General features: G+C 38.5%; 24 protein-coding genes. 18 read left to right on the top strand and 6 right to left on the bottom strand.

Translation table 11 applies throughout. From position 1 onward, the window contains the following. Positions 1–115: 115 nt before the first annotated feature. Positions 116–3,541 (top strand): methylmalonyl-CoA mutase family protein, encoded by a 3,426-nt coding sequence (locus tag KIV10_RS08775; protein ID WP_214113133.1) that lies wholly within the window; start codon positions 116–118, stop codon positions 3,539–3,541. Between the two features lie 123 nt (positions 3,542–3,664). Here the strand turns inward: KIV10_RS08775 and KIV10_RS08770 are convergent, their stop codons facing one another. After that, positions 3,665–4,078, bottom strand: a complete 414-nt coding sequence (locus KIV10_RS08770) for a hypothetical protein (RefSeq protein ID WP_246516238.1) — start codon at positions 4,076–4,078, stop codon at positions 3,665–3,667. A gap of 101 nt (positions 4,079–4,179) precedes the next feature. Between KIV10_RS08770 and KIV10_RS08765 the strand changes: the two genes are divergently transcribed. Both KIV10_RS08765 and KIV10_RS08760 read left to right on the top strand, forming a co-directional pair. Continuing rightward, positions 4,180–4,623 (top strand): Lrp/AsnC family transcriptional regulator, encoded by a 444-nt coding sequence (locus KIV10_RS08765; RefSeq protein ID WP_214113132.1) that lies wholly within the window; start codon positions 4,180–4,182, stop codon positions 4,621–4,623. A gap of 96 nt (positions 4,624–4,719) precedes the next feature. After that, on the top strand, positions 4,720–4,938 hold the full coding sequence (locus KIV10_RS08760; RefSeq protein WP_214113131.1) for a hypothetical protein: 219 nt from the start codon (positions 4,720–4,722) through the stop codon (positions 4,936–4,938). Between the two features lie 3 nt (positions 4,939–4,941). Here the strand turns inward: KIV10_RS08760 and KIV10_RS08755 are convergent, their stop codons facing one another. Next, positions 4,942–6,162 carry an MDR family MFS transporter gene (locus KIV10_RS08755; RefSeq protein ID WP_214113130.1) on the bottom strand — a complete coding sequence of 407 codons (1,221 nt, stop codon included), beginning with the start codon at positions 6,160–6,162 and terminating at the stop codon, positions 4,942–4,944. Between the two features lie 242 nt (positions 6,163–6,404). Here KIV10_RS08755 and KIV10_RS08750 point away from each other — a divergent pair, with 242 nt between their 5' ends. Next, positions 6,405–7,010 (top strand): DUF1684 domain-containing protein, encoded by a 606-nt coding sequence (locus KIV10_RS08750; RefSeq protein ID WP_214113129.1) that lies wholly within the window; start codon positions 6,405–6,407, stop codon positions 7,008–7,010. On the opposite strand, the gene crcB is transcribed toward KIV10_RS08750, so the two are convergent. Together crcB and KIV10_RS08740 are read right to left on the bottom strand one after the other, a co-directional pair. After that, the gene (gene crcB, locus KIV10_RS08745; RefSeq protein WP_214113128.1) at positions 7,007–7,378 is read right to left on the bottom strand and encodes a fluoride efflux transporter CrcB; all 372 of its coding nucleotides are present in this window, start codon (positions 7,376–7,378) and stop codon (positions 7,007–7,009) included. The two genes, KIV10_RS08750 and crcB, sit on opposite strands and share 4 nt — an antisense overlap. After that, the gene (locus KIV10_RS08740) at positions 7,378–8,433 is read right to left on the bottom strand and encodes an SRPBCC family protein (protein ID WP_214113127.1); all 1,056 of its coding nucleotides are present in this window, start codon (positions 8,431–8,433) and stop codon (positions 7,378–7,380) included. The genes crcB and KIV10_RS08740 overlap by 1 nt, the downstream gene beginning before the upstream one ends. Before the next feature lie 167 nt (positions 8,434–8,600). Here KIV10_RS08740 and KIV10_RS08735 point away from each other — a divergent pair, with 167 nt between their 5' ends. Beyond that, the gene (locus tag KIV10_RS08735) at positions 8,601–10,640 is read left to right on the top strand and encodes a dipeptidyl-peptidase 3 family protein (RefSeq protein WP_214113126.1); all 2,040 of its coding nucleotides are present in this window, start codon (positions 8,601–8,603) and stop codon (positions 10,638–10,640) included. 284 nt (positions 10,641–10,924) lie between these two features. Continuing rightward, positions 10,925–11,311 (top strand): pyrophosphohydrolase domain-containing protein, encoded by a 387-nt coding sequence (locus KIV10_RS08730; protein WP_214113125.1) that lies wholly within the window; start codon positions 10,925–10,927, stop codon positions 11,309–11,311. Positions 11,312–11,380: 69 nt separating this feature from the next. Here KIV10_RS08730 and KIV10_RS08725 read toward each other — a convergent pair whose 3' ends face one another. Beyond that, positions 11,381–12,451, bottom strand: a complete 1,071-nt coding sequence (locus tag KIV10_RS08725) for a branched-chain amino acid aminotransferase (RefSeq protein WP_214113124.1) — start codon at positions 12,449–12,451, stop codon at positions 11,381–11,383. Positions 12,452–12,569: 118 nt separating this feature from the next. On the opposite strand from KIV10_RS08725, the gene KIV10_RS08720 reads away from it, so the two are divergent. The 3 genes from KIV10_RS08720 (at position 12,570) to KIV10_RS08710 (ending at position 14,787) form a co-directional block, all read left to right on the top strand. Continuing rightward, positions 12,570–13,085, top strand: a complete 516-nt coding sequence (locus KIV10_RS08720; RefSeq protein WP_214113123.1) for a DUF4920 domain-containing protein — start codon at positions 12,570–12,572, stop codon at positions 13,083–13,085. Positions 13,086–13,087: 2 nt separating this feature from the next. Then, the gene (mnmD, locus tag KIV10_RS08715; RefSeq protein ID WP_214113122.1) at positions 13,088–13,756 is read left to right on the top strand and encodes a tRNA (5-methylaminomethyl-2-thiouridine)(34)-methyltransferase MnmD; all 669 of its coding nucleotides are present in this window, start codon (positions 13,088–13,090) and stop codon (positions 13,754–13,756) included. A 122-nt stretch (positions 13,757–13,878) separates the two neighbouring features. Continuing rightward, a complete protein-coding gene (locus KIV10_RS08710; RefSeq protein WP_214113121.1) occupies positions 13,879–14,787 on the top strand; it encodes a TIGR01777 family oxidoreductase in 909 nt (302 codons plus the stop codon). Positions 14,788–14,837: 50 nt separating this feature from the next. Here KIV10_RS08710 and KIV10_RS08705 read toward each other — a convergent pair whose 3' ends face one another. Next, the gene (locus tag KIV10_RS08705; RefSeq protein ID WP_214113120.1) at positions 14,838–15,491 is read right to left on the bottom strand and encodes a YceI family protein; all 654 of its coding nucleotides are present in this window, start codon (positions 15,489–15,491) and stop codon (positions 14,838–14,840) included. Positions 15,492–15,640: 149 nt separating this feature from the next. Between KIV10_RS08705 and KIV10_RS08700 the strand changes: the two genes are divergently transcribed. The 9 genes from KIV10_RS08700 to KIV10_RS08660 all read left to right on the top strand — a co-directional run bounded on the left by KIV10_RS08700 (position 15,641) and on the right by KIV10_RS08660 (position 25,210). Beyond that, entirely contained in the window at positions 15,641–16,207 is a 567-nt protein-coding gene (locus KIV10_RS08700) for a nucleotide exchange factor GrpE (RefSeq protein WP_214113119.1), read from the top strand. A gap of 1 nt (position 16,208) precedes the next feature. Continuing rightward, positions 16,209–17,318, top strand: coding sequence for a molecular chaperone DnaJ (gene dnaJ, locus KIV10_RS08695; RefSeq protein ID WP_214113118.1), 1,110 nt, complete (start codon positions 16,209–16,211; stop codon positions 17,316–17,318). A 260-nt stretch (positions 17,319–17,578) separates the two neighbouring features. Then, positions 17,579–18,508 (top strand): ABC transporter ATP-binding protein, encoded by a 930-nt coding sequence (locus KIV10_RS08690; RefSeq protein WP_214113117.1) that lies wholly within the window; start codon positions 17,579–17,581, stop codon positions 18,506–18,508. A gap of 2 nt (positions 18,509–18,510) precedes the next feature. Beyond that, positions 18,511–19,818 (top strand): ABC transporter permease, encoded by a 1,308-nt coding sequence (locus KIV10_RS08685; RefSeq protein WP_214113116.1) that lies wholly within the window; start codon positions 18,511–18,513, stop codon positions 19,816–19,818. Between the two features lie 5 nt (positions 19,819–19,823). Then, a complete protein-coding gene (locus tag KIV10_RS08680; RefSeq protein ID WP_214113115.1) occupies positions 19,824–20,747 on the top strand; it encodes a mechanosensitive ion channel family protein in 924 nt (307 codons plus the stop codon). A 13-nt stretch (positions 20,748–20,760) separates the two neighbouring features. Further along, entirely contained in the window at positions 20,761–21,708 is a 948-nt protein-coding gene (locus KIV10_RS08675) for a DUF6268 family outer membrane beta-barrel protein (protein ID WP_214113114.1), read from the top strand. Between the two features lies 1 nt (position 21,709). Next, on the top strand, positions 21,710–22,873 hold the full coding sequence (locus KIV10_RS08670; RefSeq protein ID WP_214113113.1) for a sigma-54-dependent transcriptional regulator: 1,164 nt from the start codon (positions 21,710–21,712) through the stop codon (positions 22,871–22,873). Between the two features lie 18 nt (positions 22,874–22,891). Next, on the top strand, positions 22,892–23,770 hold the full coding sequence (locus tag KIV10_RS08665) for a PPK2 family polyphosphate kinase (protein ID WP_214113112.1): 879 nt from the start codon (positions 22,892–22,894) through the stop codon (positions 23,768–23,770). A gap of 48 nt (positions 23,771–23,818) precedes the next feature. Continuing rightward, complete coding sequence (locus KIV10_RS08660; RefSeq protein WP_214113111.1) at positions 23,819–25,210, top strand: M20/M25/M40 family metallo-hydrolase; 1,392 nt, start codon at positions 23,819–23,821, stop codon at positions 25,208–25,210. The last annotated feature ends 1 nt before the right edge of the window (position 25,211 follow it).

Raw genomic sequence — 25,211 nt, 5'->3', positions numbered from 1 at the left:
TTATGAAAAACAAACAAGCATATTTTGAAAAATTTAAATTGTCTCAACGCCAATAACATGCTGTTTTCAGTAAGTTTTCATTAAATTTGCTAACCATTTAAAATTAAATTTATTCATGCAGAATATAACTCCCTATAAACCAAAAAACAAAGTAAGAATAGTAACGGCCGCTTCACTTTTTGATGGTCACGATGCCGCTATTAATATAATGCGCCGGATTATACAATCAACGGGTGTGGAAGTTATCCATCTGGGCCATGACAGGAGTGTGGAGGAGGTTGTAAATACTGCTATACAAGAGGATGCCAATGCTATCGCTTTAACATCTTATCAAGGAGGCCATACGGAATACTTTAAGTATATGTATGATTTGCTGAAGGAGAAAGGGGCGGAACATATCAAGATTTTTGGTGGGGGAGGCGGTGTTATACTTCCCACTGAAATTAAAGAATTGATGGATTATGGGATTACCAGGATTTACGCACCTGATGACGGCCGTGAAATGGGGCTTCAGGGTATGATCAATGATTTGGTGGAGCAATCAGATTTCGCAATAGGTGAAACTCTAAATGGTGAAATTGATAAGCTTGATAATAAGGTCAATGGTGCTGTGGCGCGCATGATTTCAGCTGCTGAAAACTTTCCGGAGGTAGCAGATCCATTTCTAAAAAAAATTCATACCATAAATAAAAATTCCTCGATACCCGTTCTTGGAATTACAGGAACAGGGGGTGCTGGAAAATCATCCTTGGTGGATGAAATAGTGCGCAGATTTTTAATTGATTTTCCCGAAAAAACATTGGGTATAATTTCAGTCGATCCTTCAAAAAGAAAAACGGGCGGTGCACTTTTGGGTGATAGAATTCGTATGAATGCTATAAATTCACCAAGGGTATATATGAGGAGCTTAGCGACCCGGCAAAGCAACTTGGCGCTTTCAAAATATGTTTCGGAAGCAATTGAAATTTTGAAAGCCGCAAAATATGATCTTATTATATTGGAAACTTCTGGCATTGGACAGAGCGATACGGAAATACTGGAACACAGTGATGTATCGCTATATGTAATGACTCCGGAATTTGGTGCCGCAACACAATTGGAGAAAATCGATATGCTGGATTTCGCCGATCTGGTTGCCATCAATAAATTCGATAAACGTGGATCTTTGGATGCCTTAAGGGATGTAAAAAAACAGTACGTTCGCAACCATCAATTGTGGGACACCCCCCAAGAAAATCTGCCAGTTTACGGTACTATTGCTTCGCAGTTCAATGATCCTGGAATGAATAGACTATACAAGGCGATCATGTCCGAAATAGTTACCAAAACGAATTCTGAATTAAAAAGCAATTTCAAAATTTCTGAGGAAATGGATGAAAAAGTCTTTGTAATCCCGCCTTCACGCACGCGCTATCTTTCAGAAATTGCTGAAAATAATAGAAATTACGATACTAAAGTTGCTGAGCAAGCTGAAGTTGCTCAGAAGCTATATGGAATCTTCAAAACCATTGAATCCATTTCAGGTAAAAGGCCAATATTGGATAAATCTGGCATTGATTCAGAAAAATTAAATTCTTCAGAAAAAAACCAACCATTGCTGAAATTGCTTTTGGCTGAATTTGATAGGGAAAAGCTGAATTTAAATCCTTATAATTGGGAGATTATTATCAATTGGAATGAAAAGGTTGAGAAATATAAAGCTCCTGTGTATACATTTAAGGTTCGCGATAAGGAAATTAATATTGACACACACACCGAATCACTTTCGCATACCCAAATCCCTAAGGTTGCACTTCCCAAATACAAAGCGTGGGGCGATGTGCTCCGCTGGGTATTACAGGAAAATGTGCCGGGTGAATTTCCCTATACGGCTGGGTTATATCCCTTCAAAAGGACTAATGAGGATCCGGCTCGTATGTTTGCCGGAGAAGGTGGGCCGGAGCGTACCAATCGCAGATTTCATTATGTGAGTATGGGCCTGCCGGCAAAGAGGCTTTCCACAGCGTTTGACAGTGTAACGCTTTATGGAAATGATCCAGATTTACGGCCGGATATTTATGGTAAAATCGGGAATGCGGGAGTTTCTATTTGCTGTCTGGATGATGCGAAAAAATTATATTCAGGTTTTGATTTAAGTCACGCGATGACCTCTGTGAGTATGACTATAAACGGTCCCGCGCCTATGCTTCTCGGCTTTTTTATGAATGCGGCTATCGATCAAAATTGTGAAAAATATATTTCTGAAAATAATTTGGTTGATGAAATTGAAAATAAAATTTCAGAAATATATAAGAAAAAAGGGATTGAGAGACCGAAATACAATGGCGCTATGCCTGAATCCAATAATGGTCTGGGGCTTATGTTGTTAGGTGTTACGGGCGATCAAGTTTTGCCAGCTGAAGTCTACAATAAAATTAAATTTGAAACTTTGCAACAAGTAAGAGGCACGGTGCAGGCAGATATTTTAAAGGAAGATCAAGCGCAAAATACCTGTATATTTTCAACTGAATTCGCCTTGCGGTTAATGGGTGATGTACAAGAATATTTCATTGAAAAAAAGGTCCGAAATTTTTATTCCGTATCCATTTCTGGCTATCACATTGCGGAAGCTGGAGCGAACCCAATAACGCAATTAGCGTTTACCTTATCAAACGGCTTCACGTATGTAGAATATTATTTGAGTCGTGGGATGGACATAAATGAATTTGGTCCAAATCTTTCCTTTTTCTTTAGCAATGGTATTGATCCGGAATATTCCGTGATTGGCCGCGTTGCCAGAAAAATTTGGTCAAAGGCATTAAAGGAGAAATATGGTGCCAATAGCAGGGCGCAGATGTTGAAATATCATATTCAAACCTCCGGTCGATCACTCCACGCGCAAGAGATTGATTTTAATGACATAAGAACTACGCTTCAAGCATTGTATGCTATTTATGATAATTGTAACTCATTGCATACCAATGCTTACGATGAGGCCATCACGACACCAACCGAAGAAAGTGTAAGGCGCGCCATGGCGATTCAATTGATAATTAATAAGGAATTGGGATTGGCCAAAAATGAAAATCCTATACAAGGTTCCTTCATTATTGAAGAATTGACCGATCTTGTTGAAGAGGCTGTATTAAAGGAATTTGATAGTATTACGGAACGTGGTGGTGTGCTTGGTGCTATGGAGACAATGTACCAACGTTCAAAAATCCAAGAGGAAAGTTTATACTATGAAACTTTGAAGCACAATGGCGATTTCCCAATCATTGGTGTGAATACATTTTTGAGCAGTAAAGGCTCGCCAACGGTTTTACCGGCGGAAGTAATTAGAGCTACTGAAGATGAAAAAATGGCTCAAATTGAAACCTTAAAAAATCTTCATAAAGTATATAAACAAAATGCTAAAAAAGCTCTGGATAAAGTAAAAGATGCTGCCGTACACAACCAAAATATTTTTGAACAGCTAATGGAGGCCACAAAGGTTTGTTCCCTTGGGCAAATTACCGAAGCTTTGTTTGAAGTAGGCGGGCAGTATAGAAGGAATATGTAAATTAAATTTTATAGGAAGAATCTCATTTAAATTCTTTGGCAAAATGGTGGTATGCTCACGTATATTTTACCATTACCTTTTAAAATCACGAAACGAAAACCAAATAAATATTCTTACTGAAATTTACAATGTAAGAAGCCAATTGCGCTGTAACTTTCGGAATTTTTTTATCTCGGAACGCAATAAAGGCAGAAAATCTTTTCCATTGCTGTTTATTTGTTCGAGCCTTTCACAGTTTTTGTATAGCAGATTGGACAACCGCATTACCGAGGCTGCATATTTATGTTTCTCTTCGGAAAAATATTGACGCTCTGCTTTTAATATTTGTGGTCCCAACGAAACTGATTGCTGAACAATATCTCCGGTAAAATATATATTGGGATCTTCGGTTCCGTTTTTTTGAAGATGCGAAACATCCGGAGTCAAATAAAAAGATATTTGTCGTGTTAGGGCAAAGATTTCAAGGGCCTTTTTATAAATGGCAGAATGATTCATAGAATTGCCCAAATGTGGCAGCATATTTCTTTTCTTAAGCATTCCAAATTTAATCACAAGACAGTACAACTAAATTTCATTATTAAAGCAGAATATAATTTTTGCTTTAATATTTATGTATTTTTGATTTAAAATTTTAAAATATGGCAATAGATATTTTGAATTGGAAAATACTTAAAGCACTTCAGAAAAATGCAAGACAAGCAAATACAGAAATTGGCAGGCAGGTTGGGGTAAGTTCCCCGGCCGTATCTGAGCGCATCAAAAAAATGGAGGATTCAGGTGTTATTGAAGGCTATGTAACACTCGTTTCTCCCTATGAAGCGGGTTATCAATTCAAGGCGATAATTACATTACGTGCCTTTATGGGAAAATTGAAACCTTTTTTGGAGATTGTAAAAACATACGATGAAGTTTTGAATTGTTATAGAATAACCGGTAACGAAAATATTGTAATGGAAGTTGTTTTAAAAAATCAAAAACATTTGGAAAGTTTTATTGATCAATTGATTGTTTTCGGAGAAACCAAAACGCAAATTGTCCTATCGCAAGTAGTAAAGAATAAAGAGTTGAAACCGCTTAAATAAATGTTTCACCGCTGTTAAAAATTTTACAATTGAGAAGTTCTTGTGAATTTTCGACTCTTTCAGAAATTATCTTTGGAATACTAAAAATATCGCATTATGAAAAAATTTACTCTTCACTTCTTAATAATCACAATTATTTCAGCGCTTTTAGGCTTTACGGGACTTGATTTTCCCGGCGGAATCGTAGTACGCCTTATTTGTTTATTTGCTGGTATTGGGTTGATGGTTTCTTGTTTGGATTCAGTAATTATCAGCAGAAGTCAACGAAAAGCAAGAAGACAAACCAAAATTCAAAATACCGAATTGAATAGCTAAACTTTAAATTTCTTTGGCGCCAGATTTTTTCAGAAGAAAATAGAGCCAGATAGTGAGCATACATATTACTATTAAAAATATTGAAAAAATCAACCATGTTTTGGAGTATCCAAAGGTATTTACCAAATTCATTCCGCCATTGTGGCCCGCCAAGTGCGCGATTGAAAAACTCATACTATACAATCCCATGTAGCTGCCTTTTCTTCCTTTGGGTGCCATTTTAAGCGCGAGCGCGTTCGAAAATGGAAAGCCAACCATTTCGCCAATCGTCATTAGCAACATCCCGACAATCAAAACTCCAGTAAAGTCTGTCAGATTTAACACTACGAAACTTAAACCGAGGAAAAATATTCCCCAAAAAGTAGCCATGGTTTTACTTATTCCCTTTCTATCCAACCACGCAATCAGTGGCATTTCGAATAATACGATCGTTGCGCCATTGATGAATAGTAGCCAACCAATTAAATCTTCTGAGAGGAAATGTGCTTTTTCATAATACAGTGGCATTACCGAAAAATACTGAACAAAGATCATGCTGTTCGCTATCATAATTATGAAAAATAGCAGAAAGTATTTGTTCAAATAAGGTGGAATTCCTTCTTTAACAATTATTATTTGTTCATCGGCATCTTTTGGTCGTTTTGGTTTTAATAGCAAAAAGACACTTATGCCTGCAATTACGCACGTAAGTCCATCAATCCAAAAAAGTGATGTGTAATTTATGTGCGCAATAATAAGTCCGCCGATGAGAGGTCCAATTGAAAAGCCCAAATTTATTGCCAACCTTATAAGGGTAATGCTCCGGGTAATATTTTCTGGCTTGCTATATGTTTCCGCAGCCACAAAAATGGCAGGCCGTCCTGCATCCGCTACTAAAATAAGTAGAAAAATACCAATGCAAAATTCATAAAAAGTCTCTAAAATTTGCAATAACACAAACCCGATCCCGCCAAAAAGCAAACTAAAAAGAATTACTTTGTAAAAACCAACGGCATCTGTAAGTCTTCCTCCTATCCATGTTCCCAAAAGAGAACCGGCACCAAAGCACGTCATTATTATTCCCACTTCCGGCAGGGTAAAATTCTTTGCATTTACCAAGTACAGGGACAAAAATGGAATGACCATTGCGCCGGCACGGTTTATAAACGTAACCAGCGACAATAGCCAAATTTCCCGAGAGAGGCCTCGAAAATTATCGATATAGCTTGTGTAAATTTTTTTCACAGTTGGTACAAACTAAAACGTCCCGAATTTGAATCGGGACGTTTTATATTGAAAGTTTTAAACTAAATAATCAAAACATATTCCCGTGCTTCAGCTTTGAAACATTTCTTTTTACGGTTGAATATGTATTTTTCATTTTGATGTTGATTTCAATTCAAATGTAATCAAATTTCTTTTTGATAAATTTTTCTGAATGATATTTTTCCGGATTTGTTTTTTATTTTTATCTCAAATTCAATGAAATGAAACAAATTTTACTTTTTAGCTTTTTACTTATTTCGAAAATTTTATTGGCGCAAAATGGAGCTGGTATTGAGCAAAGCAAAGCAGCACAACAGAAGTTGAACGAAGAATTTAGCAATCCGGAAACTACAATCCTGAAACCCAAAGATTTTAAGAATTTTAAAGGTTTAGAGTTTTATCCCATTTCTGAAAAATATATTGTCGAGGCTGAATTTGTGCGCACCCCAGGCGAGAAACCTTTTTTAATGCAAACAACCACAAGCAGAAAGCCGGAATATGTGAAATATGGGGAAGCGCATTTTGATATAAATGGACAGAAATTAAAGTTGAATTTATATAAAAGCATTGAACCGTACGATGAACCGGGATATGAGGATTATCTCTTTCTGCCTTTTACAGATTTTACCAGCGGGGATGGCTCTTACGGTGGCGGAAGATTTATAGACCTTAAAATTCCTGAAGGTGAAACTATTGTAATTGACTTTAACACTGCATACAATCCGTATTGTGCCTATAATCATAGATATTCATGCCCAATCCCTCCGGCCGAAAATGATCTGGAAGTAAGAATAGAAGCGGGAGTGAAGGATTTCAAAAAGCATTAAAAAATCTTCACAAGCCACATTCCAAAAAATACCGCGGCAAAACCTATCACAAAACTAGCGATGGTGTATAAAGCAAATGTGAAAAAATCACCCGATTTAAGGAATAAGTGATTTTCATAGGCAAAGGTGGAAAAGGTTGTAAAGCCACCACAAAATCCGGTCGCCAAAAATAGAACGGTATTGGTGGATAGCGAATTGTTTTTTAAGGCAAGCCCAAGTATTATTCCAATTAAAAAACTTCCGAGAATGTTTGCGGCAAAAGTTCCGTAGGGAATTCCATTTTCAAAGCTGTTCAAATATTTGGATATCCAAAAGCGCAACGCACTGCCCAAGCCTCCTCCAATAAATACCAAGGCAAGTTGTTTCATTAAAAACTGATTGGTGTCTCGGTTTCCTGTACAGTTATGGGAATATAAATCTCCGTGAGCCAATCCGCTGGGTTGGGCGTTTCCCCCGGGTCGCTTACATAAACTTCAAACATTTTTGCCGTGGGGTGCAATTGGTGATTGTTCTTTTCAATAAACTCCATTCCGGTTTTGTAGGCTTCGGTTAAATGGGAATAATCACCTTTCAAAGAAATTTTTACCGTTTGGACGGGATCCATGAATCCACAAACCACTGGACTGCCTTCGGGAGTTATAACCTGCTCTCTCACAGGTATTCCTGCCGAAAATATTACAGTTCCAGTAGTATTGTCAAACTGATTGTAAATTGTAAACGGAGGGCCAGCCATATTTAAATTGTTCTGTTCAATAAATCCCATAACTTGTGTAAGCATTGGCTCCATTCTTTCCGCAATCTCATCTTGTTGAGCAACCGTTGTGGTATACATATAATAACCACCGCCGTAGCGGGTGACGCCATCTACATTTATGGAATATCTTTTCATATCTGCCGCCACTTCTTCGGCAATGCCTTCCAATCCTGCTTCGTTCATTTTGTGGATTCCTTCCTCAAAATCGTAGTCGGTTATCGCAAAATATGCCTTATCAACAAGCGTGTGCTCCCCCGCCATTCGCCACGTTACTTTTGTACCTTCTTCAGTTTCCTCAAACGTCCAGTAAACTTTTGAAGTTCGTTCACCTGCGGGAGTTTCCAACTTTAAATCTTGTTCGATTTCTTTATTAGGAATAACCTTGGTCGTTACCATGGAGCCATTAACAGTACCTTCCCAAGAATACGAACCACCTTCACCAACTGTCTTTTCAGCATAATTAAACGTCATTGTGGAATCTTCTTTTTTCCAAGGACCCCAGCTTTCCCAATTTTTATAGTCATTCACTTTGTTGAAAACTACTTCCGGCGGAGCCTGGATTACCATTGAATCGCTTATATCGTACGTTCCGTCCTTTGTTCCGAAATAAATGGCCGTTCCGATAATAAATATTAAAATGAGGAAGAATAAGTATTTTAAAATCTTCATATTGGGAGGTATTGATTTAGCACGGCTAATATAATGAAATTCTGTGCTATTGTTAAATTTTAAAAAGTATCCCCTTCAGAAGCATTCCTTTAAATCGACCGGGAAAAGCTTTCGGATTAAAATTTTATAATTTGTTACATTTGCTAAAATCTAAAATCATCATAAAAATGAAGAAAACCCTTATTTTGGCAATGGCAGTAAGCGGTATCCTACTTTTTTCCTGTAAAGAAAAGGAAGAAAAAAAGGAAGTTGCTGAAATTCAAAATGAACAAGTTTCAGACTTCAATTACGAAGTAGAACAATTTGGCGACGTAAAAATCTTGCGTTATAAAATACCGAGCTGGGACCAACTTTCGCTTAAGGAACAAAAACTTGTATATTACCTAACGCAGGCAGGTCTTGCTGGAAGGGATATAATGTGGGACCAAAACTACCGCCACAATCTTGAAATAAGAAATGCGCTGGAAAAAATTTACACCACCTATAACGGTGATAAAAATAGCGAGGACTGGAAAAATTTTGAAACCTATTTGAAGAGAGTTTGGTTTAGCAATGGAATTCACCACCATTATTCAAAGGATAAGCTGAAGCCAGAATTTTCTTCAGATTACTTGAAACAATTGCTTGCAGGTACCAATACCACGCTGGAAGGAGAGGCATTTGAGGTTATTTTCAACGATACGGATTCAAAAAAAGTAAATCTTGCAAAGGGTGTGGATAATGTTTCCAAAAGCGCGGTAAATTTCTACGGGCCAGAGGTCACCAATAAGGATGTTGAAAATTTTTATGCGAATAAAAAATCGCCCAATCCGGATAAGCCGCTTTCTTTTGGGCTTAATTCAAAATTGGTAAAGGAAAACGGTGAAATTAAAGAATTGGTCTACAAATCCGGAGGTCTTTATGGGTCTGCCATTGATAAAATCATTGAGTGGTTGGAGAAAGCGAAAGGTGTTGCAGATAACCCGGAACAAGCTGATGCAATAGGCCTTTTGATTGAATATTACAAAACGGGAGATTTACAAACTTGGGATGATTACAATGTGGCTTGGACGGCTGCCACTGCTGGGAATATTGATTATATAAACGGTTTCATTGAAGTATATAATGATCCATTGGGGTATAGAGGTTCTTACGAAACCATTGTTCAAATAAAGGATTTTGATATGAGCGAGAAGATGTCTGTACTTTCAGATAATGCACAATGGTTTGAGGATAATTCTCCATTGATGCAGGAACACAAAAAGAAAAATGTTGTGGGTGTAACCTATAAGGTCGTTAATGTTGCTGGGGAAGCTGGAGATGCTTCACCTAGCACGCCAATCGGCGTAAATCTTCCCAACGCAAACTGGATCCGGGCGGCAGTGGGCAGCAAATCGGTTTCGCTTGGAAATATTATAGATTCTTATAACAATGCGGGAAGTTCTGGAAGATTGAAAGAATTTGTAAACGATTCAACAGAATTTGCTCTAGAAGAAGAATACGGACAAATTGCAGATAAGCTACATACCGCACTGCACGAGGTAATTGGTCACGCATCCGGACAACTGAATCCTGGCGTTGGCGAGACCAAAGAAACATTGAAAAATTATGCCTCCACTTTAGAAGAAGGGCGTGCAGATTTAGTTGGGCTATATTATCTGTACAATCCAAAATTACAGGAACTTGGCTTGGTGGAAGATTGGAAAAAAGTAGGTATGGCAGCGTATGATGGTTACATCCGCAATGGACTAATGACACAATTGATAAGACTAAATGTGGGCGATGATGTGGAAGAGGCACATATGCGAAACCGCCAATGGGTTTCTGCCTGGGTTTTTGAAAAAGGTAAAAAAGATAATGTTATTGAAAAAATAACGAGAGATGGCAAGACCTATTATAACATCAATGATTATGATAAGTTACACGAACTTTTCGGAGAACTACTGCGCGAAACGCAACGTATAAAATCTGAAGGTGACTACGCAGCTGTTGAAAACCTTGTCGAAACCTACGGTGTAAAAGTGGACCAAAATCTGCACAAGGAAATTTTGGACCGTAACAAACAATTTACATCAGCCCCATATAGTGGTTTTGTAAACCCGATGCTTGTTCCAAAAATGGACAGTGCTGGCGAGATTGAGAGTTTTACCATCCAACAGCCCGAAACGTTCGCTGAGCAAATGCTTTATTACTCAAAGAATTACAGCAATCTACCCGCTAAAAATTAAGGTTTTATTTTAAACCATTCAAAAGCCCTTCTAGATTGAGGGGCTTTTTTTATTCCTTAAAAAGTATTTTAAGTCCCATTAAGAACAAAAGAAAAATAATAAAGCCCACTAAAATCCAGACGGAATTCTTATAATATTTTCTGTGCAGCTTCAAATCGCCGCGATAGCTATAGATTAAAATTATAACAAAAGCAATAATGAATAAAATTGCAAAAACTATCTGGCCGGTACTTATCATAAAATTGTAGATTTACCCAACAAATTTACAACCTTAAAATTATATTATGAAGAATAAGATAGCGGCAGTGGCTGCCTTTCACGAAGCATTCGGTTTGGGAAATAATGCTGAACCTACTGCAAATCTTGGAATCAAAAAAAACCTGCTACGTTATGAATTGATGCGGGAAGAAAATGAGGAATATTTGGAAGCAGCAAATAATGGAGATATGGTTGAGGTTGCAGATGCATTGGGCGATATGCTTTACATCCTTTGCGGAACCATTATAGAACACGGAATGCAAGAGAAAATTGAGGATGTTTTCAATGAAATTCAACGAAGCAATATGAGCAAACTTGGCGCTGATGGAAAACCAATCTACCGCGAGGATGGCAAAGTTTTAAAGGGGCCGAATTATTTTAAGCCAGATATAAAATCAATTCTCGAAAAGTAATTCTTTGGCAAAAAAAAATTCCTAATTCAAATATATTTGAATTAGGAATTTAATCTTATTGGATTATTACTAAATGATCTCGTATCTCCAGTTAAATGGATCCTCACTTCGGTTATATTGAATATCCAGTAATTCTTTTTTGAATTGGGCAGCATAACTATCTTCCTGCTTATCAATTTCATAAACAGTATCTTTATAACTGAAAGCACTAACGGGGCTAATAACGGCCGCTGTTCCAGCTCCAAAAATTTCTTTCAAAGAACCATTTTTTGCGGCTTCAACTATTTCAGAAACCAATACGGGTCTTTCTTCTACCTTAATATTATCATTTTTAGCCAGTGCAATAATACTCTTTCGGGTAACTCCATCAAGAATTCTGTCGCTTATTGGTGCAGTTAAAAGAGTATCATTTACCCTAAAGAAAACATTCATTGTACCAGCTTCTTCCAAATATTTGTGGTCACTTGCGTCCGTCCAGATTACTTGCTGAAACCCTTTTTCGCGAGCGAGATTTGTGGGGTAAAATTGTGCGCCGTAATTTCCAGCGGCCTTTGCCGCCCCAACGCCGCCGTTCGCAGATCTGCTGTAATGTTCGGCAATTTCCACTCTCACATCACCCGTATAATATGCTTGGGCTGGTGACATCAAAATCATAAATTTATACTCGGTTGACGGCGATGCGGAAACACCTACTTGCGAGGCCATTGCGAAGGGACGGATGTAAAGTGAATTTCCCATTCCCGGACGAACCCATTCTTTATCGAGCTTTACCAATTGCTCAAGGGCTTCAAAGAAAATTTCTCTCGGAAATTCGGGAATTGCCATTCTCTTTGATGACTTATTTATACGAAGAAAATTCTGTTCGGGACGGAATAACCAAATCTTTCCGTTATCATCCTTATAGGCTTTCATTCCTTCAAAAACCGCTTGGCCATAATGAAAAACCTTTGCTGCCGGCGAAATGCTAATATTTCCGTAAGGTTTTATGGTAGGATTCTGCCATTCACCATCTTTGTAATCACATTCAAACATGTGGTCGCTGAAAGTAGCACCAAACGTTAGATTGTCAAAATCTACTTGCCCAATTCGGCTTTTTTCAACTTTTTGTACCGAAATCGATTTCGTGGAGGAAAGACTCATTTGTGTTGGTTTAGGTGCAAAAATAGGTAAAATTTAGGCCAATTTAAATTCAAAAATTTATTAAAATTGCAAACTGTTATCAATCAATAAATTAATTTTCACATAAATAGTAATTAAAATGAAAAGAATATTCTTAATGTTAGCACTTGCGGCAGCCGTGGTAAGCTGTAAAAATGAAAAAAGCGAGGAAGCCACCCAGCCCCAAGCTGAAGAAATGGCGATGAACTATCAATCTTTTGGTGATGAGATTACGGATGAAGGAGTAATGACCAAAGACGAAATGATTGAAAAATATAAAAGTCTTAAAACAGGGGATACCGTAAATGTGAAATTTACTTCAAAGGTAAAAGATGTGTGCCAGAATAAAGGATGCTGGATGAATCTAGAAATGGGAGAAGATGAAACGATGGTACGATTTAAGGATTACGCATTTTTTATGCCGAAGGATATTGCTGGAAAGGATGTAATTGTTGAAGGAAAAGCATATGTTGAGGAAATGAGCGTAGAGGACCAACGCCATTACGCTGAAGATGGCGGCGCAACTGAAGCTGAATTAGCTGAAATCACCGAACCAAAACGCACCCTAGCTTTTGAGGCCAACGGAGTGCTAATACCAGAATCTGAAATAAATTAATTTTGGAAAGAAAATTCCTAACCACGGGAGATGGCTCACTTACCATCCATCTCCCGGAGTGGGATGAACAATACCACAGCAAGCACGGCGCTATTAATGAAGCGCGACACGTGTTTATAAAAGAAGGATTGCACCATTGGGTTTCTTCTCACAACAATGCTTCGCTGGCCATTTTGGAAATAGGCTTTGGGACGGGCCTGAATGCCTTTTTGACATTTCAGGAAGCCCAAAAAAACAATTTCAACATTCACTATGTAGGTGTGGAAGGTTATCCATTACCCTTGGAGGAAATAAATAAACTCAACTATCCCGAACTTTTAAATTTTCCGAAGTCAGATTTTTTAAAACTCCATGATTCGCCGTGGGATAAATTATCTGCAATTTCCCAGAATTTCTTCCTTCTGAAGCAACAGCGTTTTTTTTTAGAAATTAATGAAACGGAAGAATTTGATCTCATCTATTTTGATGCCTTTGGCATAAGGGTTCAACCAGAACTTTGGACCGAATCCATTTTTCAAAAAATGTTTACAGCTTTAAAGAATGGTGGTATGCTGGTAACCTATGCGGCGAACGGAAACGCCCGAAGAGCAATGCAAGCCGTAGGTTTTTCTGTGGAGAGATTAGCTGGGCCACCGGGAAAGAAAGAAATGCTAAGAGGTACAAAAAAATAATTTTCTTTCAAAAGTCGCTTTTTTAAAATCCCTTGAAATGCATTTTGTTAAACACCAAAAGTTATCACAATCTTCCGTTAACAATTATTGCACTCATTTTTTGAATATATAAATTTAAGGGTATGAATAAAAAAATACTCATAACAGGAGCTACGGGTCTTATCGGGAGTGAACTGGTAAAGTTATGCCGTGCTGAGGGCATTTCAGTAAATTATTTCACTACAGATAGGGAAAAAATTGAGAAAACCGAAGATTATTACGGTTATTATTGGAATCCAAAAAAAGGCGAAATTGACGTAGCCGCATTCGAGGGAGTTTCGGCAATAGTGAATTTGGTAGGGGCTACGATTTCCAAACGATGGACCAGAAGTTACAAGAAGGTAATTATGGACAGTCGGGTTAAATCGATGAATTTAATCTATGAAACTCTTCAAAAAATAGATCACGCCATTGAACATTTTATTTCCGCAAGCGGGATTAGTGTCTATCCAAATTCAAAAACCAAACTTTATACCGAAGAAAACAAAGAAGTGGATGATTCTTTTCTTGCTAAGGTTGTGGTGGCTTGGGAGGCCGCAGCATCACAATTTAAAAATTTGGGAATGGAGGTGAGCAAGGTGCGAACGGGAATGGTTCTCGCCAAAGATGATGGAGCATTACCGCAAATTGTAAAACCAATAAAACTTGGACTTGGCGCGCCCTTGGGAAGTGGGGAACAGTGGCAAAGCTGGATTCATATTAAAGATATAGCGGGTATCTATTTATTTCTTCTAAAAAATCAACACGAAGGGGAATTTAATGCCGTTGCGCCCAACCCAGTTATCAATAAAAAACTCACGAAACAAATAGCTATCCAGTTGGACAGACCCTTGTGGTTACCAAATATCCCAGCATTTGTTATTAAATTATTGCTAGGGGAAATGTCCATTTTGGTTTTGGAAGGTCAATTGGTCAGTTCCAGAAAAATTCAGGAATTGGGATATAATTTCAAATTCTACAACATAGAATCCGCGCTCCAGGATTTGCTATAACAAAAAAGACGGCTTCATGCCGTCTTTTTAATACTATTCAATTTCTTTAGTTACGCTTTGTTAGCAACTACATTTACGGTGATTTTCATATCATCGTTAATAAACTTATCACCTAGGTTGTCAAAAACAGATTTTGATCCGTAGTTAACTCCCCATTTTGTTCTGTCTATAGTAAACGGCTCGCTTTTAATCATCAACTTGTCACCATCCATCGTAACCGTTGCAGGAAATTCTACTGCGTTGGTTTTATCTTTTATGGTCAAGTTTCCTTTAATCATATTATTTTCAGCTCCGGTCATTTCAAACATAGCGGTAGGATATTGATTTACATTAAAGAAATCGCCTTCCTGTCCTTCCACAGTTCCCATCAAATGAGCTTCAAGGTTGGTTTTTTGCTCACCTTCAAGATCAGTATCTGTGATGCTTTTCATATCGATGGTAAAGTTTCCAGCTTCAAGAGCGCCTTGGTTTGCTGAAATGGTACCAGAAGCCAATTTAATTGTTCCATTGTGGGAACCTGTAGGTTTTGAACCTTCCCATAAAATTTCAGAAGCAGCAGTATCAACTTTGTAATCTACGGCCATTTCAGAAGCAGTTGCAGCTTCTTCGGTTTCCATTTCAGTTTCTTTGTTGCCATCTTTGCAAGAAGTAGCACCAAATCCTATAAAAGCTATAAGAGCTAAGTTTAATATTGTTGTTTTCATAATAATAAAATATTGGTTTGGATTAAGGCGCAAAAGTAGTATTTGAAGAGGTAATAATTCTTAATATATTATTAAATATTATCAATGACATTTTGACATTTATAAATGAATGGCAGTACTTTTGTTCCGTTGACGAAAATTAATTTTTTATGAGCACAAAGAAAAAGTCTTCCGTTGAAGAAGCAGAAATGGATATGAAAGAGCAGGATCAGAAAATAAACAACACCGCTAATGAAGAAGCTGATTCAAAAAATGATGCAGAAACGATACAGATATCTAAACTGCAAGAAGAGGTGGAGCGTGAAAAAGATAGGTATTTAAGGCTATTTGCTGAATTCGAGAACTTCAAAAAAAGGACTGCGCGGGAGCGTATTGAAATGTTTAAAACTGCCGGTGAGGAAATCATGGTTTCCATGCTACCTGTTTTGGATGATTTTGATAGAGCTTTAAAAGAAATTGAAAAAAGCGACGATGACAATCTTTTTCAAGGCGTAAAATTGATTAGCAGTAAACTCCGTGAAACCCTACGTGTAAAGGGTCTACAGACTATAGAGACACAGGTGGGCGATGACTTTAATGCAGATACGCACGAAGCAATTACACAAATTCCGGCGCCGGAGGATAAGCTGAAAGGAAAAATAATTGACGTCTTGGAAAAAGGATATGCCTTGGGCGATAAAATAATACGATATCCAAAAGTAGTTATAGGACAATAATATGAAGGAAGATTATTATGAAATTCTGGGCATTTCGAAAAGTGCCTCGGCAGCAGAAATAAAAAAGGCTTATAGGAAAAAAGCGCTTCAATACCACCCAGACAAAAATCCGGGCGATGCTGAAGCGGAAGCAATGTTCAAAAAATCTGCTGAGGCTTATGAAGTTTTAAGCGACCCAAATAAACGCTCCCGTTACGATCAATACGGCCATCGAGCCTTTGAGGGCGGCGGATTCGGCGGCGGCGGAATGAATATGGATGACATATTCAGCCAGTTTGGTGATATTTTTGGCGGTGCCTTCAGCGGTGGTTTTGGCGGCGGCGGCTTTGGTGGCGGGCGTAGAACTGTAAAAGGTAGCAACCTTCGTATCCGTGTTCAGCTTACATTGGAAGAAATTGCCAACGGTGTCGAGAAAAAAATAAAAGTTAAACGAAAAAAATTAGCAAAGGGCACTACCTATAAAACGTGTGCTACTTGCAACGGGCAGGGCCAAGTGACCCGCATTCAAAATACAATTTTGGGAAGAATGCAGACCGCAGCTACGTGTAGCGCTTGTGGCGGTTTGGGTCAAATTGTAGAGAGCAAGCCAAGTAATGCAGATGTTGAAGGTATGCTGTTAACGGAAGAAACTGTTTCCATAAAAATTCCTGCAGGCGTGGTGGACGGCATGCAGCTCAAGGTATCTGGTAAAGGTAATGATGCTCCTGGGAATGGAATAGCCGGGGATTTGCTGGTTGCCATTGAGGAAAAACCGCACGATACACTTCAAAGGGAAGGGGACAATCTTCATTATGATTTATACATAAGCATTTCTGATGCGGTTTTGGGAACTTCGAAGGAAATTGAAACAGTTACCGGGAAGGTTCGAATAAAGATTGATGCCGGCGCACAAAGTGGAAAAATTCTCCGCTTACGCAATAAAGGAATTCCGAGCATTAATGGATACGGTACTGGTGATTTGCTGGTTCATATTAATGTTTGGACACCAAAATCACTTTCAAGGGAACAAAAAGATTTCTTTGAAAAAATGAGTCAAGACGAGCATTTTCAGCCGAAACCGGAAAAAGAGGACAAATCTTTTTTTGAAAAAGTGAAAGATATGTTTTCTTAAATAAACGTTAATTAAAAAAAATTCATATATTTGACTATCGTTTTCTAAAACGATAATTTTTCTTTTTCATAGCAATTTTTTTTCCCACCCAAGATTAATTTCTTGGGTGGGTTTTGCTTTTATAACGGTTTCGTAACTGAAATTTATGAGAAAAATAATTGACCAGAAATTCAAAAAAAAGAGCGTCCACTTAAAATGTTCTTAATATTTACGGTGCTTCGCTGGCTAATATATATATTTACATTCTTCAACAACAACCTATGGAAAAACTTTTAGAAGTAAACAATGTTTCCAAATCTTACGGCGATTATACGGCCCTCAACAACGTGTCGCTGGAAGTGCAGAAAGGAAGCATTTTTGGCCTATTGGGTCCCAATGGAGCTGGAAAAACAACCTTAATCAGAATTATAAATCAGATTACAATGCCAGATTCTGGCTCGGTAATTCTTGACGGAGAACCCCTTCAACCCAATCATATTCAATATATAGGCTATCTTCCCGAAGAGCGTGGACTTTATAAATCGATGAAAGTGGGAGAGCAGGCTCTTTATTTGGCCCAATTGAAAGGTTTAAGTGAAAAGCAGGCAAAGGAGCGCTTAAAATATTGGTTTGACCGCCTGGATATTAGGGATTGGTGGAATAAAAAAATACAGGAACTTTCAAAAGGGATGGCGCAAAAAATCCAGTTTGTGGTAACAGTTTCGCACCAACCAAAACTACTTATTTTCGACGAACCCTTCAGCGGTTTTGATCCCATAAATGCAAACCTTATAAAAGATGAAATTCTCCAGCTTCGCAACGATGGAGCTACCGTTATTTTTTCCACACATAGAATGGAATCCGTGGAGGAAATGTGTGACCACATAGCACTTATCAATAAATCGAATAAAATCCTAGACGGGAAATTGATTGATATAAAACGCGCCTATAAATCTAATACTTTTGAAATAGGATTGCTCACGCAAAATCCGGATGCGGTTTCTGCTACGTTGCGTGATAAGTTTGAAATTTCGCCCGCATCATTTAAAAGCATCAATAATGAACTTCAATACAGGGTCAAAATTCCTGAAACCATATCTTCAAATGATTTGGTTTCTTATCTCACTTCTGTAGGACAACTTACACATTTTGTTGAAGTTATACCTTCCTCTAGCGACATATTTATTGAAACCATCCAAAAAAATAGATAACGATGAACCATCTTTCACTTATTTTAAAAAGGGAATATCTAACGAAGGTCAAAAACAAGTCCTTTATTATTATGACGTTTTTAAGTCCTCTTTTGATTGTGGCTATTTTTGCGTTGGTGGCTTATCTTTCTAGTTTGAACAACAATACGGTTCGGCAAATTTCTATTTTGGACGAGAGCGGACTTTTTGCCAATGAATTTGAAAGTACACCGCAAATGCAATACAAAATTATTCAGAATACGCCGCTTTCAAAAGCGAAAGAAGAAGCGGAAAAATCTGAAGTTTATGGATTATTATATATTCCCAAAACCAAGGGCATAGATGAATTTTCAAATACTATAACCTTTTATTCTGAAGATTCTCCATCGCTTTCCGTTATGAAAGATATCAACAATGTCTTGGAAACCAAGGCAAACAATCTGAAGCTGAGGGAACAGGGGATTGATTCTGAAACCATAAAAAATCTTCATATAAATATTAATGCAAATCAAGAAACATTTCAGGGAATGGAAACCTCAAAGCTTGGATCTGGGTTGAAGTTGATATTTGGTGGAGCAGCGGGATATTTGCTGTTTATGTTCATCATCATCTACGGAAATATGATTATGCGCAGTGTGATAGAAGAAAAAACGAGTCGGGTTATTGAAGTTATTATTTCTTCGGTAAAACCGAGGGCGCTTCTTTTGGGAAAAATTTTTGGAACTACGCTGGCCGGGATAACGCAATTTTTAGTGTGGGTCATTTTAATAGGAATTCTATCAACCATTGTAACATCACTTTTTGGGATAGATCCCGCTTCGGTATCGCCACAACAACAGGCACTTGAACAGGGTGTGGATGGAGGCGCACAAGAGGTAATTAGACAAGTACTGATGGAAATAAATAACCTCCCGATATTGAATTTAATCATTATGTTCATTCTGTTCTTTGTGGGCGGATATTTACTTTATGCATCACTATATGCCTCAATTGGCGCGGCAGTGGATAGCGAAACAGACACGCAACAATTTATGATGCCTATATTGATGCCATTAATTCTGGCCGTGTATGTAGGTTTTTTCACTGTAATTGATAATCCGCACGGTACGGTTTCGCAGGTTTTTTCATACATTCCATTTACTTCCCCAGTGGTTATGCTTATGCGTATTCCCTTCGGTGTACCGTTATGGCAGCAAATTCTTTCGGTTGTTATCCTGTTTTTATCATTTGGCGCCACAGTGTGGTTTGCGGCAAAAATATACCGTGTAGGAATTTTGATGTATGGCAAAAAACCTACATACAAGGAAATTTTCAAGTGGCTTAAATATTAATAGGTTTGCAGCAAAAAGTAGAGGATCAAATTACCGAGGTGGTGAAGGAGGATATCTGGGGCGGGATTCAGGATTTTCTCAATCTTGGATTTACTTATGGCTCGGGTGATAAAACCATACATATAACCATTGGCCTATTACTCCTTGTTATAATTTCCTTTTTGCTGGCGAGCTTTTTGTTGAAAGGATTGCGCTTGCTCTTTACACGCAAAATGAATACGACGGATAAGCTAAAGTTTATCAGCGTTTTTAAATTCATAAAATATATTACCTATATCATTGTTGTATTTGCAGTGCTGAGCATTGCTGGTGTGAATGTTACTCCGTTTTTGGCGGCCTCGGCGGCATTGTTGGTGGGTTTGGGGCTCGCATTGCAGGAACTTTTTCAAGATGTAATTGCGGGTATTTATATTATTCTGGATAAATCCCTTCTAGTAGGCGACGTTATTGAAACAGAAGATAAAGTAGCCCGTGTAATAGAAATCAAACTGCGCACGACTAGAGCAATAACGAGGGATGATAAGATTATAATTATACCCAACCACAAATTCATAACCGATACCATATTCAATTATACCCAAAATCAGAATATGACCCGTGAGGCGGTAAAAGTGGGTGTTGCTTATGGAAGCGATACCCGGCTGGTAGAAAAACTTTTGATTCAATGCGTAAAGGGTCAACAGGGAGTGCACGAATCTCCCGAACCATTTGTGTTGTTTGAGGATTTTGGGGATTCATCCTTAAATTTCGGGGTTTATTTTTTCTTGAGCGATAGCTTTTCAGATCCACGGATTAAAAGTGCCATACGGTTTGAGATTGATAAAACTTTTAGGGATAATAATATTACGATTCCATTTCCGCAACGCGATGTACATTTATTTCAGTCTCAAATTGCCGCTGCCGGAGAACCTAAATTGAAGGCAGATTAATATAAATCAAACTATGAAAAAGAAAAATTTAGTACCACTTATGCTGTTGTTTTTTACCACGGCATTTTTCGCACAGACCACAGATCTGGCACGGATTGAATATCTCAACATTCCATTCTCAAAATCGGATAACAACATCAGTCGTTATCGAGCTATTTTGCAGGGCCCCATTCCCACTAATTTAGAAAAAAAGAATTTTCTCGTTGTAGGTCTGGAGTACAGATATGTAGATATCAACCTGAAGGATATGGAAGATATGAATGCATTTTCTGGATTAAACCAGGAAACCCAGCTTGTACAGGATAATCTCGTAACATCCGTACAGCAAATGGATATTTATTTGGGTTACACCTGGAAACATTCTGAAAATTGGCGCTTCGGTGCTAGGGCAGGTGTAAAAATCCAAAGTGATTTTGAACAGAAATTACAAAGCGATGATTACATATATGAAGCTGCCGTGTATGCCATCTTAGATAGAAAAAATGATACGGTGGAACTCAAAAAACCGTACCGCCTTGTGTTGGGATTGTCCTATTCTACCACGCCCGGACGTAATTTTCCACTTCCCATCCTTAATTATTACAAAGAATTTAAACCGAATTGGACCTACACGCTCGGGGTTCCTAAAACCAATATCCGCCATTATTTGAATGATAATCACAAAGATGCGCTTCAGCTTTTTGCCACATTGGATAACATTTATGCCAATATTCAGCAGAATTTCATTCCCACTTCTCCACAAAATGTTACTAATGCCTTCGCCGAAAGTATTCAGCAGACCATTGTTATTGGCGGTTTAGGCTACGAGCATTTTTTTACAGATCATCTGCTGCTTTATGTATATGCGGCTCATTCGGTCTACAACGATTTTAGGCTCGAAGATGGGGATGGTGAAAAAATTTATATCATAAATGATGAACTAAGTCCGTATTTACGTACCGGATTCAAATTTAAATTTTAAAATGCCCAAAATATTAATTATTGAAGACGAAGCCGCCATCCGCAGGGTTTTGGTCAAAATTTTATCTGAAGAAAACAATTCATATGAAGTTTCTGAAGCCGAAGATGGACTTTCGGGAATTGAACTTATAAAGAATGAGGACTTCGATCTTGTGCTTTGCGACATCAAAATGCCAAAAATGGATGGCGTAGAAGTACTCGAGGCTGCCAAAAAGATAAAACCCGAAATTCCCATGGTAATGATTTCCGGACACGGAGATCTTGACACAGCAGTAAATACAATGCGTTTGGGCGCTTTCGATTATATTTCAAAACCACCGGATCTCAACCGTTTATTGAATACAGTCCGTATAGCTTTGGATAGAAAGGAACTTGTGGTTGAAAACACGCTGCTGAAGAAAAAGGTTTCAAAAAATTACGAGATGGTAGGCGAATCGCCAGCCATTGGCCAAATAAAGGAAATGATTGAAAAGGTAGCGCCTACCGAAGCACGCGTTTTGATTACGGGACCCAACGGAACGGGAAAAGAGCTCGTGGCACATTGGCTACACCAAAAAAGTGATCGCAGCAGCGGCCCGATGATTGAAGTTAACTGCGCCGCCATTCCAAGTGAGCTGATTGAAAGCGAACTTTTTGGACACGTAAAAGGTGCATTTACTTCGGCCAATAAAGACAGGGCTGGAAAATTTGAGGCTGCAAACGGAGGAACCATATTTTTGGATGAAGTAGGGGATATGAGTCTTTCAGCGCAGGCAAAAGTGTTACGAGCTTTGCAGGAAAATAAAGTGCAAAGAGTGGGAAGCGATAAAGATATTAAGGTAGATGTTCGCGTAATAACTGCCACAAATAAAAATTTAAAAAAGGAAATTGAGGACGGTAATTTCCGGGAAGATTTATACCATCGTCTCGCGGTTATTTTAATAAAAGTTCCCGCGCTTAATGACAGACGTGATGATATTCCGCTTTTGGTAGACTATTTCACGGGAAGAATAGCTTCAGAACACGGGACTGCGCAAAAGAAATTTTCAGAAAAAGCATTAAAACTTTTGCAGGAATATGACTGGACAGGGAATATCCGCGAACTTCGTAATGTAGTAGAAAGACTAATTATTTTGGGAGGTTCAGAAATTACGGAAGAAGACGTTAAGCTTTTTGCGAGTAAATAATAAAATTGTTTTTTAAAAATGAAATCCATATTTCCAGCCGATTATAAAGTTAATTCCACAATTAAATTGGACGGATCGCGCACCTCCATAGATTTGGATGCTTCCTCAAAAGAACTTGAAAAGCAATTGAAGAAAACCCGAAAACAGCTTGGGAAATTGCAGGATACACTTTATGCCCACGGAAAATATGCGGTTTTGGTGTGCCTTCAGGGAATGGATACGGCGGGAAAAGATAGTTTGATACGGGAAGTTTTCAAGGATTTTAATGCACGCGGTGTTGTGGTGCACAGTTTTAAAACACCCACCGAGCTTGAGAAAAAGCACGACTATCTGTGGCGCCACTACATAGCGTTGCCAGAACGCGGAAAATTTGGTGTTTTCAACAGGACACATTATGAAAATGTTCTGGTCACCAGAGTGCATCCCAATTATATTTTAGGCGAAAAACTTCCCGATGTGAATAAACTTGAGGATATCAATGAACAATTTTGGGATAGACGTTTTGAACAGATTAATAATTTTGAAAAAACCATCGAAGAAAACGGAACGATAATCTTTAAATTTTTTCTGAATCTTTCCAAAGAAGAACAAAAGCACAGGCAGCTGCGAAGGTTGGATAAACCAGAAAAAAACTGGAAATTTTCACCCGGCGACCTCGATGAGCGTGAGCTTTGGCAAGAATATTTGAATTGCTACGAAGACGCTATCAACAGAACTTCAAAGGAAAATGCACCCTGGTATCTCATTCCTTCAGATGATAAACGGGCGGCGCGGTTGATTGTAGCCGAAATTATGTTGCAGGAACTTCAGAAATATCCAGACATAAAAGAACCTACACTAAGTCCCGATATTCACGCCAAAATTGCTGAATATAGAAAAAGGCTCCAGAATGACTAAATTGCTCTTCGTTTCAGTTACTATTGGAATGAAATTTAAATACTTCAGATGAAAAACTATTCGTTTATAATTTCGCTTTGCTTCCTTCTGGTTTCTTCCACGTTAATTTCGCAAAACACTTCCGAAGACTCGTTAATGCTGAGAAAAATTTTTACAAAAGCATTAACTGAAGGTAAATCCTACGATTGGTTGGATTATTTGAGCAATCAGATTGGTTCAAGATTAAGCGGTTCCCTTGAAGCTGAAAATGCGGTAAAATATACAGAGGAAGAATTGAAACAATTGGGCGTTGACAAAGTCTGGCTTCAACCAGTAATGGTACCCAAATGGACGCGCGGTTTCAAGGAGTATGCATACATAGAAACGCTATCCGGGGAAACCACGGTTACGGACATCTGTGCGTTGGGTGGTTCCGTGCCTACACCAAATCTTGGGATAAAGGCAGAGGTTGTTGAGGTAAAGGGCTTGGAAGATTTGGCAATGCTGGGAAAAGATAAAATTGAAGGAAAGATTGTTTTCTTCAATCGGCCGATGGACGCAAGTTTAATATCAACTTTTGAGGCGTATGGCGGCGCGGTAGACCAGCGTTCACGGGGTGCTGCAGAAGCTTCAAAGTATGGAGCCGTTGGCGTTTTGGTGCGTTCCATGAATTTACGTTTGGACGATTTTCCACACGCCGGTGCTATGAATTACGGAGATACTCCCACAAATCAGCGCATTCCTGCGGCGTCCATAAGTACCAACGGAGCTGAATATTTAAGCAATTTATTGAGCCTTCAACCTAATTTGAAATTTTATTATAAGTTGAATTGCAAAACCTTTGATGATGTGCAGTCCTATAACGTAATTGGTGAAATTACGGGCAGCGAGCAACCTGACAAATATATAGTCGTTGGCGGCCATTTGGATAGTTGGGATTTGGGCGACGGCTCGCACGACGATGGTGCAGGTTGCGTGCAGAGTATGGAAGTGTTGCGCATTTTAAAGGAAATTGGCTATAAGCCAAAACACACGTTGCGCGTAGTTCTGTTTATGAATGAGGAAAACGGATTGCGTGGCGGATTGAAATACGCCGAAGAAGCCAAACGCAAAAACGAAAAACATCTACTGGCGCTGGAAAGCGATGCGGGCGGTTTCACCCCGCGTGGATTTTCATTTGAATCCAATGCCGCAACTTTGGCGCAGGTACGGTCTTGGGCACCGCTATTTAAACCGTATAACATTCATCTTTTTGAAAAAGGACACGGCGGTGCCGACATTGGCCCGTTAGCTGAAAATGCGGAGGTTTTGGCAGGATTGCGCCCAGACAGTCAGCGGTATTTTGATTATCATCACGCTGCTAACGATACTTTTGACGCAGTCAATAAACGTGAATTGGAACTGGGTGCGGCCAGTATGGCCAGTTTGGTTTATCTATTCGATAAATACGGAACAAAATAAA

This window comes from Aequorivita echinoideorum, from assembly GCF_018476645.1.
Taxonomy (GTDB): Bacteria; Bacteroidota; Bacteroidia; order Flavobacteriales; family Flavobacteriaceae; genus Aequorivita; species Aequorivita echinoideorum.
This window is presented reverse-complemented; position numbering and strand designations above follow the sequence as displayed.

Excerpts from the sequence above, each read along its gene's own strand:
- KIV10_RS08775 (WP_214113133.1), top strand. The coding sequence starts at position 116 with ATGCAGAATATAACTCCCTATAAACCAAAAAACAAAGTAAGAATAGTA.
- KIV10_RS08770 (WP_246516238.1), bottom strand. The coding sequence starts at position 4,078 with ATGCTTAAGAAAAGAAATATGCTGCCACATTTGGGCAATTCTATGAAT.
- KIV10_RS08765 (WP_214113132.1), top strand. The coding sequence starts at position 4,180 with ATGGCAATAGATATTTTGAATTGGAAAATACTTAAAGCACTTCAGAAA.
- KIV10_RS08760 (WP_214113131.1), top strand. The coding sequence starts at position 4,720 with ATGAAAAAATTTACTCTTCACTTCTTAATAATCACAATTATTTCAGCG.
- KIV10_RS08750 (WP_214113129.1), top strand. The coding sequence starts at position 6,405 with ATGAAACAAATTTTACTTTTTAGCTTTTTACTTATTTCGAAAATTTTA.
- crcB (WP_214113128.1), bottom strand. The coding sequence starts at position 7,378 with ATGAAACAACTTGCCTTGGTATTTATTGGAGGAGGCTTGGGCAGTGCG.
- KIV10_RS08740 (WP_214113127.1), bottom strand. The coding sequence starts at position 8,433 with ATGAAGATTTTAAAATACTTATTCTTCCTCATTTTAATATTTATTATC.
- KIV10_RS08735 (WP_214113126.1), top strand. The coding sequence starts at position 8,601 with ATGAAGAAAACCCTTATTTTGGCAATGGCAGTAAGCGGTATCCTACTT.
- KIV10_RS08730 (WP_214113125.1), top strand. The coding sequence starts at position 10,925 with ATGAAGAATAAGATAGCGGCAGTGGCTGCCTTTCACGAAGCATTCGGT.
- KIV10_RS08725 (WP_214113124.1), bottom strand. The coding sequence starts at position 12,451 with ATGAGTCTTTCCTCCACGAAATCGATTTCGGTACAAAAAGTTGAAAAA.
- KIV10_RS08720 (WP_214113123.1), top strand. The coding sequence starts at position 12,570 with ATGAAAAGAATATTCTTAATGTTAGCACTTGCGGCAGCCGTGGTAAGC.
- KIV10_RS08710 (WP_214113121.1), top strand. The coding sequence starts at position 13,879 with ATGAATAAAAAAATACTCATAACAGGAGCTACGGGTCTTATCGGGAGT.
- KIV10_RS08705 (WP_214113120.1), bottom strand. The coding sequence starts at position 15,491 with ATGAAAACAACAATATTAAACTTAGCTCTTATAGCTTTTATAGGATTT.
- KIV10_RS08700 (WP_214113119.1), top strand. The coding sequence starts at position 15,641 with ATGAGCACAAAGAAAAAGTCTTCCGTTGAAGAAGCAGAAATGGATATG.
- dnaJ (WP_214113118.1), top strand. The coding sequence starts at position 16,209 with ATGAAGGAAGATTATTATGAAATTCTGGGCATTTCGAAAAGTGCCTCG.
- KIV10_RS08690 (WP_214113117.1), top strand. The coding sequence starts at position 17,579 with ATGGAAAAACTTTTAGAAGTAAACAATGTTTCCAAATCTTACGGCGAT.
- KIV10_RS08685 (WP_214113116.1), top strand. The coding sequence starts at position 18,511 with ATGAACCATCTTTCACTTATTTTAAAAAGGGAATATCTAACGAAGGTC.
- KIV10_RS08675 (WP_214113114.1), top strand. The coding sequence starts at position 20,761 with ATGAAAAAGAAAAATTTAGTACCACTTATGCTGTTGTTTTTTACCACG.
- KIV10_RS08670 (WP_214113113.1), top strand. The coding sequence starts at position 21,710 with ATGCCCAAAATATTAATTATTGAAGACGAAGCCGCCATCCGCAGGGTT.
- KIV10_RS08665 (WP_214113112.1), top strand. The coding sequence starts at position 22,892 with ATGAAATCCATATTTCCAGCCGATTATAAAGTTAATTCCACAATTAAA.
- KIV10_RS08660 (WP_214113111.1), top strand. The coding sequence starts at position 23,819 with ATGAAAAACTATTCGTTTATAATTTCGCTTTGCTTCCTTCTGGTTTCT.